The organism is Bacillus sp. AY3-1 (genome assembly GCF_008368785.1).
Taxonomy (GTDB): Bacteria; Bacillota; Bacilli; order Bacillales; family Bacillaceae_G; genus Bacillus_A; species Bacillus_A wiedmannii.
Genome location: NZ_QORZ01000016.1, coordinates 388,559 through 403,063 on the forward strand (window position 1 = coordinate 388,559; position 14,505 = coordinate 403,063).

General features: G+C 33.9%; 16 protein-coding genes and 1 pseudogene. 13 read left to right on the plus strand and 4 right to left on the minus strand.

Annotation, left to right across the window (positions count from 1 at the left end; translation table 11 throughout):
• Positions 1–4: 4 nt before the first annotated feature.
• From DN389_RS13250 to DN389_RS13285, 7 genes are all read left to right on the plus strand, one after another.
• Positions 5–748 (plus strand): metallophosphoesterase family protein, encoded by a 744-nt coding sequence (locus tag DN389_RS13250; RefSeq protein WP_060487251.1) that lies wholly within the window; start codon positions 5–7, stop codon positions 746–748.
• A gap of 173 nt (positions 749–921) precedes the next feature.
• Positions 922–1,593 carry a nucleoside/nucleotide kinase family protein gene (locus DN389_RS13260; protein ID WP_149237235.1) on the plus strand — a complete coding sequence of 224 codons (672 nt, stop codon included), beginning with the start codon at positions 922–924 and terminating at the stop codon, positions 1,591–1,593.
• A gap of 130 nt (positions 1,594–1,723) precedes the next feature.
• On the plus strand, positions 1,724–2,548 hold the full coding sequence (locus DN389_RS13265) for a DUF2785 domain-containing protein (protein WP_060487249.1): 825 nt from the start codon (positions 1,724–1,726) through the stop codon (positions 2,546–2,548).
• Between the two features lie 105 nt (positions 2,549–2,653).
• On the plus strand, positions 2,654–3,640 hold the full coding sequence (locus DN389_RS13270; RefSeq protein ID WP_060487248.1) for an alpha/beta fold hydrolase: 987 nt from the start codon (positions 2,654–2,656) through the stop codon (positions 3,638–3,640).
• Positions 3,641–3,674: 34 nt separating this feature from the next.
• Entirely contained in the window at positions 3,675–4,346 is a 672-nt protein-coding gene (locus DN389_RS13275) for a response regulator transcription factor (protein WP_048526234.1), read from the plus strand.
• Complete coding sequence (locus DN389_RS13280) at positions 4,343–5,338, plus strand: sensor histidine kinase (protein ID WP_060487246.1); 996 nt, start codon at positions 4,343–4,345, stop codon at positions 5,336–5,338. The genes DN389_RS13275 and DN389_RS13280 overlap by 4 nt, the downstream gene beginning before the upstream one ends.
• Positions 5,339–5,401: 63 nt before the next feature.
• Entirely contained in the window at positions 5,402–5,716 is a 315-nt protein-coding gene (locus DN389_RS13285; protein ID WP_149237236.1) for a DUF3892 domain-containing protein, read from the plus strand.
• An 86-nt stretch (positions 5,717–5,802) separates the two neighbouring features.
• Here DN389_RS13285 and DN389_RS13290 read toward each other — a convergent pair whose 3' ends face one another.
• Complete coding sequence (locus DN389_RS13290; RefSeq protein ID WP_060487244.1) at positions 5,803–6,243, minus strand: YaiI/YqxD family protein; 441 nt, start codon at positions 6,241–6,243, stop codon at positions 5,803–5,805.
• Between the two features lie 230 nt (positions 6,244–6,473).
• Positions 6,474–7,916 carry a MocR-like pyridoxine biosynthesis transcription factor PdxR gene (gene pdxR, locus DN389_RS13295; protein WP_149237237.1) on the minus strand — a complete coding sequence of 481 codons (1,443 nt, stop codon included), beginning with the start codon at positions 7,914–7,916 and terminating at the stop codon, positions 6,474–6,476.
• 125 nt (positions 7,917–8,041) lie between these two features.
• Between pdxR and DN389_RS13300 the strand changes: the two genes are divergently transcribed.
• On the plus strand, positions 8,042–8,953 hold the full coding sequence (locus DN389_RS13300; RefSeq protein WP_088063852.1) for a DMT family transporter: 912 nt from the start codon (positions 8,042–8,044) through the stop codon (positions 8,951–8,953).
• A gap of 18 nt (positions 8,954–8,971) precedes the next feature.
• On the opposite strand, the gene DN389_RS13305 is transcribed toward DN389_RS13300, so the two are convergent.
• Positions 8,972–9,439 (minus strand): NUDIX hydrolase, encoded by a 468-nt coding sequence (locus tag DN389_RS13305; protein ID WP_060487241.1) that lies wholly within the window; start codon positions 9,437–9,439, stop codon positions 8,972–8,974.
• Positions 9,440–9,535: 96 nt separating this feature from the next.
• Here DN389_RS13305 and DN389_RS13310 point away from each other — a divergent pair.
• The 4 genes and pseudogenes from DN389_RS13310 to DN389_RS13325 all read left to right on the plus strand — a co-directional run bounded on the left by DN389_RS13310 (position 9,536) and on the right by DN389_RS13325 (position 12,330).
• Positions 9,536–9,937 (plus strand): annotated as a pseudogene (locus DN389_RS13310) (DUF3980 domain-containing protein).
• 17 nt (positions 9,938–9,954) lie between these two features.
• Positions 9,955–10,425 carry a GNAT family N-acetyltransferase gene (locus tag DN389_RS13315; RefSeq protein WP_060487240.1) on the plus strand — a complete coding sequence of 157 codons (471 nt, stop codon included), beginning with the start codon at positions 9,955–9,957 and terminating at the stop codon, positions 10,423–10,425.
• 48 nt (positions 10,426–10,473) lie between these two features.
• On the plus strand, positions 10,474–11,364 hold the full coding sequence (locus tag DN389_RS13320; RefSeq protein WP_088063850.1) for an AraC family transcriptional regulator: 891 nt from the start codon (positions 10,474–10,476) through the stop codon (positions 11,362–11,364).
• A gap of 24 nt (positions 11,365–11,388) precedes the next feature.
• Positions 11,389–12,330: a serine hydrolase domain-containing protein gene (locus tag DN389_RS13325; RefSeq protein ID WP_149237238.1), complete on the plus strand. Its 942-nt coding sequence runs from the start codon at positions 11,389–11,391 to the stop codon at positions 12,328–12,330.
• 183 nt (positions 12,331–12,513) lie between these two features.
• Here the strand turns inward: DN389_RS13325 and DN389_RS13330 are convergent, their stop codons facing one another.
• Positions 12,514–13,269: a CPBP family intramembrane glutamic endopeptidase gene (locus DN389_RS13330; RefSeq protein ID WP_149237239.1), complete on the minus strand. Its 756-nt coding sequence runs from the start codon at positions 13,267–13,269 to the stop codon at positions 12,514–12,516.
• 169 nt (positions 13,270–13,438) lie between these two features.
• Here DN389_RS13330 and DN389_RS13335 point away from each other — a divergent pair, with 169 nt between their 5' ends.
• Complete coding sequence (locus DN389_RS13335; RefSeq protein ID WP_149237240.1) at positions 13,439–14,464, plus strand: SDR family oxidoreductase; 1,026 nt, start codon at positions 13,439–13,441, stop codon at positions 14,462–14,464.
• Positions 14,465–14,505: the final 41 nt, after the last annotated feature.

The window sequence follows — 14,505 nt, forward strand, 5'->3', positions numbered from 1 at the left end:
TCATATGGATAAAATAGCGGTAATTTCAGATATTCACGGTAATATTCCAGCTTTAGAATCTGTGCTGCAAGATATTAAATTAAGAGGAATTGAGCGCATCATTTGTCTTGGAGATTTAGTCGGAAAAGGCCCTCATTCTAGCGAAGTGATTAAAATCATTCGTAAAGAATGTGATGGAGTTGTAATGGGAAACTGGGATGATTTCATTACAAAACCGACTGAATTTGAAGCGTTAAAATGGCATCAAAAACAATTATCAGAAGAACAAAATGACTATTTAAGAAGCTTACCATTTTCAATCGAATTTTTTATGAGCGGCAAACTGATTCGTATGTTCCACGCTTCACCGAGAAGTTTATATGAAAGAATTCAACCACATGCCTCAAGAGAAGAGCGTATTAGTATGTTCGAAAATAGTGAGCTCACAGAGAATATAGAAGGGGAAAGAAAACCCGATGTCGTTTGCTACGGTGACGTTCACCAAGCATTCGTTCAAAACTTCAGAGGGAAAACGTTATGTAATGCTGGTAGTGTAGGTAATCCTCTTGAAATTACACAAGCTTCCTATTTAATATTTGAAGGAACTTATAATGAAAAAGAAGCAGCGAGCTTTTCTATTCAACTCGTACGTGTACCGTATGATATTGAATTAGCTATCAGACTAGCAGAAGAACTCGATATGCCAGAAATTGAAGAATACAAACAAGAATTACGGACTGCATTGTATCGAGGATTTAAGGGAAAGTAAGCTAATCATAATATATCAACGATTTTTCAAATATATCTATCGTAACTTAAAATATATCAACGATTTTTTTAATATACCGACGATTCGGCAAAAAATATCGATTTACCGACAAATAGTGACATGAAAAGTTAATTATAATTTTGTTATGTAAACTAAATGAAGGGAGAAATATCATGAACCGAAAAAAACGAATCAAAGAAATTGCAGATCATATTTTAAAATTAAATTTAACACATCCAATAAGAGTTGGAGTAAGTGGTATTACAGCTTCAGGAAAAACAACATTTGCAAATGAACTAGCGGAAGAAATAAAAAAACGAGGTTTACCAGTAACACATGCTAGCATTGACGATTTTCATAATCCAAGATTGATTCGCTATGCACAAGGTAAAGATTCTGCAAGAGGGTATTATGAAGATGCACACGATTATACAGCTTTCAAAGAAAGATTATTAAAGCCTTTAGGATCTAACGGGAATTTACAGTATGAAACGATTTTCCATAATTTAAAAACGGATATCCCTGTACATAATGAGCCGCTATTGGCTCAACCCAATATGGTGCTAATTGTAGATGGAACATTTCTATTCAAAAAAGACGTTGAGCATTTATTCGATTACAAAATTTTGGTAGATACAGATTTTGAGATTGCGAGAAAACGTGGTGCAGAGCGTGAGACGGAGGCTTTTGGAAGTTATGAAGAAGCAGAGAAGATGTTTTTGAATAGGTATCATGCGGCCTGTAAGATGTATATAGATGAGCATAATCCGAAAGAGTGTGCGGATGTTGTATTTCGGAATAGTGATTTGGAAAATCCAGAAGTTATATTTCATGAGCGAAAGTAATACACAATCAAAAGTATATGTATAGCCTTTTATTTATAGTTATAATTCTCGTATAATTAAATTAATTTATAGGAAGTGAATACCGGGGGATAAGGCAATAAAAAAACGTATAAAGGGGACAGGAAATATAATGAATGAAGTACTAGAACTAAAAGAAGAACTACTACAAATTAAAAATAATAATTATGCTGTACCAGAAGACGTAGATGCATATCCGTATGCACAGTGGATGCTAGATTATATCGGATCACCTGATGCTGAATTACGCGATGATTTAATTTATAGTACGCTTCATACATGGATTACAAATGATGTGTTTAGACAAAAAGAGTTAAGAGGATTAATGTTACAAGCAATTAGTCCTGATTATTTATTTTATAAAATTGGTGAAAAGGGAACAGACTCTGTTTTTAAACGTGCGTTCTCCGTATTAATTCCGCCACTTATTTTATCTGTTCATGAAAGAGAACCACTGTTATCTGAAGAACAACTATACAGTGTGGCAGAACAAGTGCTGGAATATGTATATTTAGAAGAAGATGTAAGAGGATACATAGAAGGAAAAGGCTGGGCACACTCTACGGCGCATGCGGCTGATGCACTAGATGCGTTAGCACGTACAATACAAAATCGTGAGTTTTCATATGCAATATTAGCTGCTGTTCGTCAGAAGGTTCGATTAAGTGATTACGTGTATGTGCACTTTGAAGATGAGAGATTAGTAAAGCCAATTATGTCGTTACGCAACCAAAATATTTTAACTGGAGAAGAGTGGAGCAATTGGCTACATAGCATAGCAACTGTTGAAGACATCCGACATCCGCAGCATGCTATTTTAGTACAAAATATTAGAACTTTCTTAAGAAGTTTTTATTTCAGAGTTTTAGAGACAGAAGGTAGTACAGCCTTTACAGATGATATATTGGAAACTTTGAAGGATTTGCGTAGGTATTAAAAATGGTCCATTCTTAGAAACAATGAATAGATATTATTTTTGAAAATTTATTAGAAATTTATTTTTATATTGTACCCTTTCATTATAGGTTGAAAGGGGTGTCAAATGAAAAAATTATTAAAGTCAGTGAAAATAATATTTTTAATGAGTGTTAGTATGATTTTCTTTGGAACAGGCGTTGTATTTATATATCATAACTATCAATTAAAAATGGAATCGAAATTAATGAAGAATGAAGGCGAACTTGTTAATTTCAATAATAAAAAAGTGAATGTTTATAATGAGGGGAGCGGGGAGGATACGTTTGTATTTATGGCCGGATCTGGAATTGCCGCTCCTGTTTATGAATTGAAAGGCCTATATAGTGAATTTTCGAAAGAAAACAAGATTTCTGTAATTGAGAGAGCGGGTTATGGATACAGTGATGTTTTTCAAGATGATAGAGATATTGATACGATATTAGAACAAACGAGAGAAGCGCTTATACGAAGTGGAAATAAACCACCTTACATTTTAGTACCACACTCTCTATCGGGTATAGAGGCTATTTATTGGGCACAAAAATATCCAAGTGAAGTAAAAGGGATTATTGCGTTAGATATTGGTTTACCTAAACAGTACGTGACTAATAAAATAGGTATGGTTGATTCATTAAAAATAAAAGGGATGAATATTTTAACGAAAATTGGTTTTCAGAGATTAACTCCCTCTATTACTTATAATCCCGAAGTCATTCGTCAATCCTTTTTAAACGAACAGGAAAAAGATATTTATAAAGCGCTTACGTATAAGAGGGCTTTTAATGATGATATGAAGCAAGAACTTTTACAAAGCTACAATAACGGTAAAAAATCAAATTCTTTATCGATCCCAAAAGAAACACCTATGTTATTTATAGATGCGATTGCTAGGCAATATAAAGATTCGAAGTATACAAAGCAAAAAAACGAAGATTATAAGGAGTTTGCTAGCAAGTTATTAATAGCTGATGTAAAAATAATTGAAGGTACACATAGTATTTATTTATATGCTTCTGATGAAATATACAAAATTGCTATGGATTTTATTAAGAATAAAGTAGTGAAGAACTAAACAATTGTAACTTTAGCGATGAAAGGCTTACATAATGAAAGTATATAACATATTAATTGTTGAAGACGATTTGATTATAGGAGATTTATTACAAAAAATTTTACAGCGTGAGAAGTATAATGTGTGTTGGGAGAAAGAGGGAAGGAAAGTTCTTGATATAATTCATGAAATAGATTTAGTCGTAATGGATGTTATGTTACCAGGCGAAGATGGTTATCAAATTACAAAGAAAATAAAAAATCTAGGATTAAATATTCCAATTATATTTCTATCAGCAAGGAATGATATGGATAGTAAACTAAAAGGTTTGACCATTGGAGAAGAATACATGATAAAACCTTTTGACCCTAGAGAGTTGTTGTTAAGGATTCAGAAAATGTTAGATAATCAATATGGTACGTTCACGCAAATTAACCATTTATTTATAGATGCAGAATATAAAAGAGTTTTTATTAATGATTTGCGTAATGAAGTTGCTTTTACAGCAATTGAACGTAAAATATTCTTTTATTTATATGAAAATAGAGATAGAGTTTTATCTAAAGAACACTTCTATGATTACCTATGGCAACTCGAAGATAGAAATCAAAATATCATGAACGTACATATAAAGAAAATTAGAACCAAAATTGATGATAAAACAGGTGATATTATTCAGAACATATATGGAGAAGGGTATAGATTAAATACCTATATGAAGAAATGAACTTAAAGAAAAAATATCAGTTACTATTATTCTCCGCTATTATTAGCGTACCACTGTTATTGTTATCAATTAGTATCTTAGTATCAGTTATTTATAATGTTGTCTTTAAAACTAAAAATCAGAACATTCCTTTTCACGAATCCTATGCATATCCTACGATGTTAATCATATTTTTATTATCACTATTAATATTAGCTTTTGTATTTTCAAAATCGATTAACACAGTATTAAATAAAATTAATGTATTAAATCAAACGATTCGAGATTTAGCTAGTGATAAAAAAATCCCTAATATAATAAATGTTAAAAGCGATGATGAAATGGGAGAGCTGATTAAATCAGTGAACTTGCTTATAGAAAGAACAACTTATCGAGAATTAGAACTACAACAACAGGAACAAATAAAAAAGGAACTATTAAATAAATTACGGCATGATATTAATACACCCTTAACAGCGGTCAGATTACAATTATATTATTTAGAAGGTGAGTACAAGGATCAAGCACCAGTACTTGAATCAATGTATGAGCAGATACAATATATAAGTGATTTAACTAACGAATTTAATATTCAATCTACAGAAACCTTAGAGAATACTTATATTGTGAATGATGAAGTTAATATACATAATTTAATAGAAAATATGATTAAAAAATGGAGCTATTTGTATAGCATTCATAAAATTGAATTCGTATATAATCCACAAGATAAAGAGTTGATATGGAATAGTAATGAGTTATGGATGCAAAGGTTATTTGATAATGTTTTTCAAAATGTCCTTAAACATTCTAAAGCTAAAAGACTCAAAATTATTATAGATGAAGATATTGTTTCCTTTAGAGATAATGGGATTGGGTTTGATATAAATAGTAAAGGTACGGGACTTGGTTTGAAAAACATAGAAGATATAGCAAAGATGTTCGATATAAAATACACTTTACAATCAAATAGTGGGGGTACTATGTTTTCATTTGAAAATACTAAAGTTTAGAGCAAATTACATAAAACCAACACCTCCCAACCATACTAATAAAATGTGTTGGAGGTGAATGTTATGGACAAGAAAGACTTTGAAAAAGTTTATAATGAATACTTACATCAAGGAGAAGAGCAAGCTCAATTTGAAGTAGACAATGAAGTCAATTCAGGAGCAGAACAAATTGTTGCCGTTCGTAAAAATGATGATGGGGATTTAATAGCGTTTAAAACAAGTAGCGGAAGAGAGTTAGATTATATGGCTGCACTTAGTGAAGCGAAATCAGGGAAGTTAGCTCATGTGGACGTATTTCATAAGTATGGTAGAGATATTATACGTAGTGAACCTGATGGAATAAAGGAAAATAACTTAGATAATTTACCTTCATTTTAAAAGGGTAAACCTCAAGAAGAGAATGTTCATTTCGATATTCTCTTCTTTGTTTTGCGAAGTTTTCCTTGCAAATAGACGGTTCATTTTTAAAGTGCAATCATACTTTTAAAGAGCGCTCTAAATTTCTCTTTATCTTCTGCTGTAAATGGTTTTGGTCCCTTTGTACGCTTACCGCTTTTTCGAACCATTGCACTTAAATACCGTGTTTGTAACAATTGTTCAATGTTATCATTCGTATACTTATAGCCTTTATGGTGTAGCACGATACAGCCTTTTGCTAAAGCGAGCGAAGCAAGACCGTAATCTTGCGTTACGATTAAATCTTCTTTTTGAGCTAATTGCATAATTCGGTAATCTGCAGCATCTGCTCCGGAATCAACATAAATTGTTTCCACACCTTTAGGCTGCTGAGCATTAGAATAATGAGAAAAGCTAGTAACGAGGGTTACAGGGATTTCTGCATTCGTAGCTTCAAAAATAATTACATCTTTTACAGGACAAGCATCTGCATCAACGTAAATTTTCATTTTTACCACTCCTATAAAGTGAAACTTTAATCAGTGGGGGGATTCATCCTCCACTGATTATTAGTTGAACCAATCGGGCATTTACGGGCAGTTGATCTCCCACCTAACTTCTTTGTTACAGCTGAATTTTGAGCTGGGAGTTTTATTGCCCGTTAATGCGGGGTAACTAGGTTCGTGTTGATAATAATGGTAGATTTTTCTTTTGTCAAACGATAAAGCTTTATGTAAAGTCATTTTCCACAAATTAAAATAGCTTCTCGCAAACGAGAAATACCTTCCTCAATTTGATCAATATCCACTTTTCCATAAGATAAACGAATATAACCATCTTTCGCGCCGAAAATACTACCAGGCATAAATGCAATTTCTTGTTTTAAACTTTGCATAATAAGTTGTTTTTCGTTTATCGGTTCTTTTAATTTTCCCCATATGTATATACCGCCGGTCGGGTTTGAAAAAGAGATTTTATCGTGAAGTTGCTCATTTAAGGCGCGCACGATAACGTCTCTTTTTTCTGCTAATTGTTTTCGTAACGGTACGATATGAGATTGAAATGGTACTGTTTCGAAAAATTGTTGCATAAGCCACTGTGGGAAAATACTCATACCTAATTCCATTTGGTGTCTTGCGTCGGATAACCTTTCTACTACAGACTGCGGGGCGACAAGCCAGCCGACTCGTAAACCTGGTGCAATCATTTTAGATAAGGAATGTACATAAATGACAGTTCCGTTTTCATCAATAGATTTCAAAGTAGGGCAAGGTTGTTTTTTTTCTAGCGCAAGTAAACTGGACGGATCATCTTCAACAATTGCAATTCGTAAGTCTGCGCAAAGTGATAACAGTTTTTTTCTACGGTTTGGATGCAGCATTGTTCCTGTAGGATTTTGGAAATTTGGATTTAAAAAGATCATTTTAATACGGTGTTTTCTATATAACTCTTGCACATCATCTGGATTAATACCGTGTTCATCGACAGGTAACGGGAAAATACGAATACCTGCTGATTGGAATAACGGTAAGGAATAACAGTGTGAAGGACTTTCGAAAGCAACTGCATCACCGGGATTTAATAAACATTGAACGATAAGGTGAAGTGCTTGCTGTGCGCCAGATGTAATCATAATGGATTGTTCAGTTGCTTCAACTTTTAAATATTCCTTCATATATTTTACGACCGCTTGTCTTAGCGGAAGATAGCCTTGCGGATGATCGTAACTTAATGAATGCGTTAACGGTTGTTCTCGTAAAATTGTTTGTAGTTGATCGTGAGGATAGAGGTTACAACCGAGCTCTCCATTTGCAAAATCTATAATGTTTTCATTTTGTTGTACTTCCGCCCGAATATGGCGAAGTAACGGCAAGTTTGGTAAAAAAGTGCCACCTTCTACGAAATTTCTCCAATTCGGCGTTAATGTTGGAGAAACGCCCCACATATGTGTACTTACACGTGTCCCTTTACCAGTCGTACTTTCTACAATTCCCATAGCGCGTAGCTCATTATAAGCAGTCGTTACTGTACTTCGGTTTACATTTAACTGTGTAGCTAATTTCCGTTCGGAAGGGAGGAAGCTACCTGGAGGAAGTTCTCCGTATGTAATACGTTTTTCAATAAAGTCAACAACTTGCTGATAAATAGGAATTTTACTGTCGTTATCTAGCTTCCATTCCATACAAACACCTCCGCATCTCTTATATACAATTAAGTATAACAAATTGGCTGGGTAAAAAAACAGCCAATTGGACGGTGTTATATCCAGCCAATTTTACTATGCTAAATATGGAAGGGGAGATTCGGATGAAACGATGGCAAATGGAATGGCTCCTAGTATCAGTAGCATTAGTATGGGGAGCAAATTATACAATTGGAAAATATGGCGTGGCATATATGTCATCCATTCAATTTAATAGTTTACGATTTTTAGTAGCATCTCCGGTATTATTACTTATTACATTTATGATGGAACGTTCATTACGTATTGAAAGAAAAGATTGGTTACGATTAGTAGCAGTCGGTATTGTTGGTACGGCGATGTATCAAACGATGTTTATGCTATCTGTGAAATATACTTCAGCAACGAACGCCTCATTATTAATTGCGATGTCACCTATATTTACAGGGATATTAGCAGTATTACACAAACAAGAACGTTTTTCGATGAAAGTACAAATTGGTTCAATAATAGCGTTTATTGGTGCAGCATTCGTTTTATTAACAGGACATACAGGAGGAGCTACTTATGAATATGCGTGGCTCGGAAATGTAATTGGATTAGTCGCAGCAATTGCGTGGGGATGGTATCCAATATTAGCGCAACCTCTTATTACAAAATACTCCGCAATGAGAGTCACATCATGGTCTACTTTAATTGGGATAGTACCACTTGTTATATACTGTTTATTCAACGTAAATTCTTTAACGTGGCCAGTAGATACGCCAAGCTGGGGATCACTAGCATATTCAATCATCTTTGCAACCATCTTCGGACTAGCAATGTGGTATGTCGGTATTAGTCAAATAGGTTCAACAAAAGTAATGGTTTATATGTATCTCGTACCATTATTCGCAGTTATCTTTGCAGCAGTAACAATTGGGGAGCAAATTAATATGATGCAACTCGTTGGCGGACTTATTATCTTTGTGGGTCTATATGTTGTAAAAAAAGGCGGAATGAAAAAGCCAGCTCTCAATTTGAAAAAAGTAAGTTAACAGTAAAAAGGATCTCTTTCATATAGAAGGAGATCCTTTTTGTTTTCGTAATAAAAGGGTTTGTTTAACAGCCCATTTTTGATGATCGTGAAGGAGAAGTTCGACAGCAAGTAAGGGAGACATCCACCTTAGAACATGATCATCCTCACAGTTTTCAGTTTGTTTCTGCACCATGTTCGCAATATAAAAGAACCCGTCATTTAAATAATATATATCTTCCTTTTCTGCATAAAAATATCGAGCCGCATTACCAATATATTGATCAATTTCAATTGCCCATCCTAATTCCTCTAGTAGTTCATGGTGCAAACACTCTTCTTTTGTTTCATTACCTTCCATACCACCACCAGGTAAAAAGTAACGGTCTCCTTTTTGGATAACAGCAATCATTGAAGAAGATGAATGGAAAATAATCGCATAACAACTAGGTCTTAATACATAATGAGCTGTAGATTTTTTCAAGCCAAACGTAAGTTTTGAAATCATAAAATACGACCTTTCTCTATAAAATACATAAAAGGAATATTAAGGTAAATGCAGAATGGTATAAGTATAATCTTAATAGATTGGAGTGGTAACAACATGATAAATCGAAAATGTTCAAGGTGTAAAGAGATAACAGGTACGCTGCACGGTGGTAAAAAAATTAAGGAATAATTTTTATGTGAGGACTGTTTGCAAAAAGGAATTGCGAACGGGGAAATCGAATTATCACAAGTGGAGCAAGAAAAAACTTCGTATCTTTCTATAAAAATATTAAAAATAATGAGTGTTATTTATTTAATAGTATCTATTATAACCCCTTTTTCTGCTGGAGCATTTATACAGGATCCAGGGCTTGGTGGAATATCCTTTTCAATAACAGGTGCAGTTGGTGTTATGATAATTGGATTGATATTCCAGTCTGTTCTTATATTTTGCGGGATATGCGTATTCATCCTATTAGTAGAAACAGTCATTAAAATATATGAAAAAATGAAGTGAGTGAGAGGGAGAAACATATGCGAGTTAGAAACATCCAAGGGGAAGATTATGTAAAGATTAATTCTGTTTTAAATGATTGGTGGGGCGGGAGAGATATGTCTGCTATGTTGCCAAAACTGTTCTTCGTTCACTTTCAAGAAACGAGTTTTATCATTGAAGAAGATGGCGAGACGTTAGGTTTTTTATGTGGATTTTTTTCACAAACATATAAAGATGAAGCATACGTTCATTTTATCGGTGTAAATCCGAAGTATAGAAGAAGAGGAATCGCATCGACATTGTATTCTTATTTCTTTGATGCCGCTCGTGCAAATAACCGTAAAGTTGTAAAAGCAATTACGTCACCAATTAACAAAAAGTCGATACAGTTTCATCAAGAAATCGGTTTTCGGATTGAGGCTGGGGATGATGAGGTAGAGGGTGTATCGGTACATACAAATTATGATGGGAACGGCGGTAGTAGAGTATTATTTTTAAAAAATGTATAAAAGTAGGCTAGCTTAACGTTAGCCTTTTTGTTGTGAGGAGATAATAATATGGAGAGTAAACAAAGTAGAAATGAATACATACGACGCATTTACAAAGTACAAGATTATATAGAATCACACATAGATGATTCACTTTCAATTGAAGAGCTGGCGGATGTAGCAGGATTTTCAAAGTTTCATTTTCATCGTATTTTTAAGGGGATAGTAGAGGAGCCATTATCACGGTATGTAAACCGATTAAAATTAGAAAGAGCAACAAATTTACTTACATACCGTTTGGATATGACAATTACACATATTGCGTATCACTTCGGATTCACAGATTCCGCAGTTTTCTCCCGTACATTTAAAAATTATTACGGAGTAAGTCCGTCGCAATATCGAAACGATAATAGCAAGAATTGCAAAGACGTAAGGAGAGCTTCTCAATACAATGAGTGTAAGAAGGTTCGAGGAAATGTTGAAATTGTAACAGTGGACGATATAAACGTCGCATACATAAGACATATCGGTACATATGAAGAGTTAACGATAGCTTTTCCAAAAATGATAGAGAAATTATTTCATTACGCAGCGGAGGAAAACTATTATGTATTTGAGAATACGAAAGTATTAACCATTTACCACGACCATCATGAATTTACTGAGGACAACCATTTAAGAACTAGTTTATGTATAACAATTCCGGATGAATCCGCAGTAGAAACGAGCGACATTGGAATAATGGTAATACCTTCTGGAAAGTATGCAGTAGGTCATTTTGAAATATTCCAAGATGAATATAAAGGAGCATGGGATTTCTTATACGGTGAGTGGCTTCCCAATAGCGGATATAAACCGAGAGATTCATATCCTTTTGAAATGTATAAAAATGACCCAAGGCAGCACCCAGAAAATAAACATATAGTTGATATATATGTACCTATCGAACCTTTTTAATCATGGGTTAAAGGGGAATGAATAATGAAAACTGCTGAAAAGTTAGATCAGATTATAAAAGAAGAATATGAAAATACTAATGGTATGTTAGTAGTACAGAAAGGTAATGCTATTTTTGAAAACTATTATAACGGTCACGGTCCAAATGATGCATTTCATATAGCGTCAGTTACAAAAACGATAATCTCTGCGTTAATTGGGATATGTATAGATAAGGGCTATATAAAAAACGTTGATCAAAAAATAATAGAATTTTTCCCAGACTATAATTGTAATTCATCTGAAATAACAGTGCGGTATCTACTTACTATGACAGCTCCATACCCTTATGCAGATTGGCAGGAACCGCTAGAAGAATTATGTACACAAGAGGATTGGGTACAGTATACACTTAATAGAATGGGGAATGGCGGAGAAATCGGATCTTTTAAATACTCATCTGCAGGAGCTCATGTACTATCAGCAATTATTACGAGCGCAACAGGAAAAGGTGCCCGTGAATTTGCGAATGAATACTTATTTCAGCCACTCGGCATGAGAGAAATTCCAAACTACAATATGAAAGCATTTGGATTTGATGACTTATTCGGAAAAGATGTAAAGGGATGGGTTCATGATCCAAATGGTATTTCGATAGGCGGCTGGGGACTAACGTTAACAGTTAAAGATATGGCTAAGTTTGGACAGCTATATTTGAATGAAGGTATTCATAATGGAAAACAAATACTATCAAAATCATGGATAAAAGGATCGACAACAATGAACCAAAATCAATATGGTTACTTATGGTGGTTACGAGAAGAGGATGGAATCTTTTCATACTGTGCAATGGGCGATGGTGGGAATGTGGTTTGCTGCGTACCAGAGAAGGAACTGGTGGTGGCGATTGCTTCTGAAGTCATACCGAATGCAGGGGATAGATGGAAGTTAATTAAAGAGTGCATATTTCCTTATTTAAAAGATTAATATGGTTATTTTTATAAAAATAAGAATGAAAGTTTTAGTTAAACTTGTTTTGTTCTTCATGATAGAAAAAAGTGTTGTATTAACTAAGTTGAGCAACTAAGATTAGAAAACTTCAACACCTATACGATTATTGAATAATTGCAAGGTGTTGAAGTACTTTATAATTTGTTTAGGTACTCTTAACTATTTTTTAACTTTTTGATGTATTAGATACATCATGCCAAACACAATTACCAGCAAGATAAATTTAATTAATTCCATTAGGCTAATATCCCATTTTGTTTCTACTCCATCTGTTAAATAAAATACATTGAACATGCCATGTAAAATTGCAGGTGTTATCACAGAACGGCTATACTCTCTCGTATACGTCAAAATTATAGATAAAATAAATAATAACGAGAGATAGCTTAATATACCTACAAACCATAATCCATAGTTTTTATAAAAGATTGATACTGGTAAATGCCATAAAGACCAAAGCGATGCAGTAATGATTGCTGTTTGTTTTAATGAATATTTTTTTCGTAAATGGTAATGAAAATTTCCACGCCATATGATTTCTTCTAAAAATGCAGACAAAGCAGCAATTGTAAGACCAATGAGTAGGAGAAATCCTAATTCATTACAATAATTAAATAAGAATTTTATATTATAAATATAAAAATAGAAATGCAGACATAGCCCTAGAAGTATTGGGAATAAAATGGAGAAAATCAAAGTTCTTATTTTTGGACGTGAAATTCCAAATGTATGAACTATTTTTTGTTTCTTATATAATTTCTGATATAAAATAGCAGCTAAAAGCGGAATAACCATCGTAAACCCTAAGTAATTACGACCATTTTCTATGTTCAGTAAGATGATATATACAAGCGATGTAAGGCAATACATACATAATGTTGAAAGATAAACTATGTTTCTATTTATATTTTTCACCTACTTACATGTATAAGTGATTAATCAAATATCCGATATTTTAATTATATATGAAATGGAAATTACATATGTTGAACTTGTAGAAAAAGTTAGACTAACCCCGTAACTTTACACAGCAAAAAATCGTTTAACAAAAGAAAGGATTTTCAATCACGAATGGGGGAGAACAATGAAGATTCTAATTCTAGGTGGTACACGATTTTTAGGAAGAGCTTTTGTAGAAGAGGCATTAAAAAGAGGGCATGAAGTTACATTATTTAATCGCGGAACGAATAAAGAAGTTTTTCCAGAAATAGAGCAGTTAATCGGTGACAGAAATAATGATGTTTCAAGTTTAGAAAATCGAAAATGGGACGTTGTCGTCGATACGTGTGGATTTTCTCCGCATCACATTAGAAATGTCGGAGAAGTGTTACGGGATAATATAAAGCACTATATATTCATTTCAAGTCTTTCCGTTTATAAAGATTGGATTCCGCATCATATAAAAGAAGATTATATATTACAACCCGAACCAACGGGCGATCAAATAAAGGCTGTGGAGAATGGTGAAGTTTCTCCTTATGAGTATTACGGTGCGCTGAAAGTATTGTGTGAAAAAGAAGCAGAGAAGTATTGGCCGGGGCGTGTTTTACACGTAAGAGCAGGACTCCTTTCAGGGATGTTTGATTATACAGATCGACTTCCATACTGGATTGGGCGTGTAGCAAAGGGAGGAGAAGTGTTAGTTCCAGGAAGAAAAGACCGTCCAGTGCAGATAGTTGATATAAAAGACGTCGCAAACTGGGGACTAAACATGGCAGAAAATAATAAAGTAGGTATATTCAATGTTACAGGTCCGAATTATGAATTGACGATGGAAGGGCTATTAAATACTTGTAAAAAGGTTACGAATAGTGATGCTGCATTCGTTTGGGTAGATGAATCATTTATGAATGAACATAAAGTACAGCCTTGGACAGAGATGCCACTATGGCTTCCAGAAACTTTTTCATTAGAAGGTGAGACGAAGCCGTGGAAGGGTGGTTTTTCTATGAGTATTGAGAGAGCTGTTAAAGCAGGACTTACTTTTAGAAGGTTAGAACATACAGTTACAGACGTGTATGAGTGGATGAAGAGTGTGGATGAATGGGAATTAAAAGCAGGTATTTCAGGCGAGAGGGAGAAGAGGTTGTTAGAAAAGTGGTATCAATAAATTTAGATGAGCCCTTTGAATATACTTGATTGCACATAAGG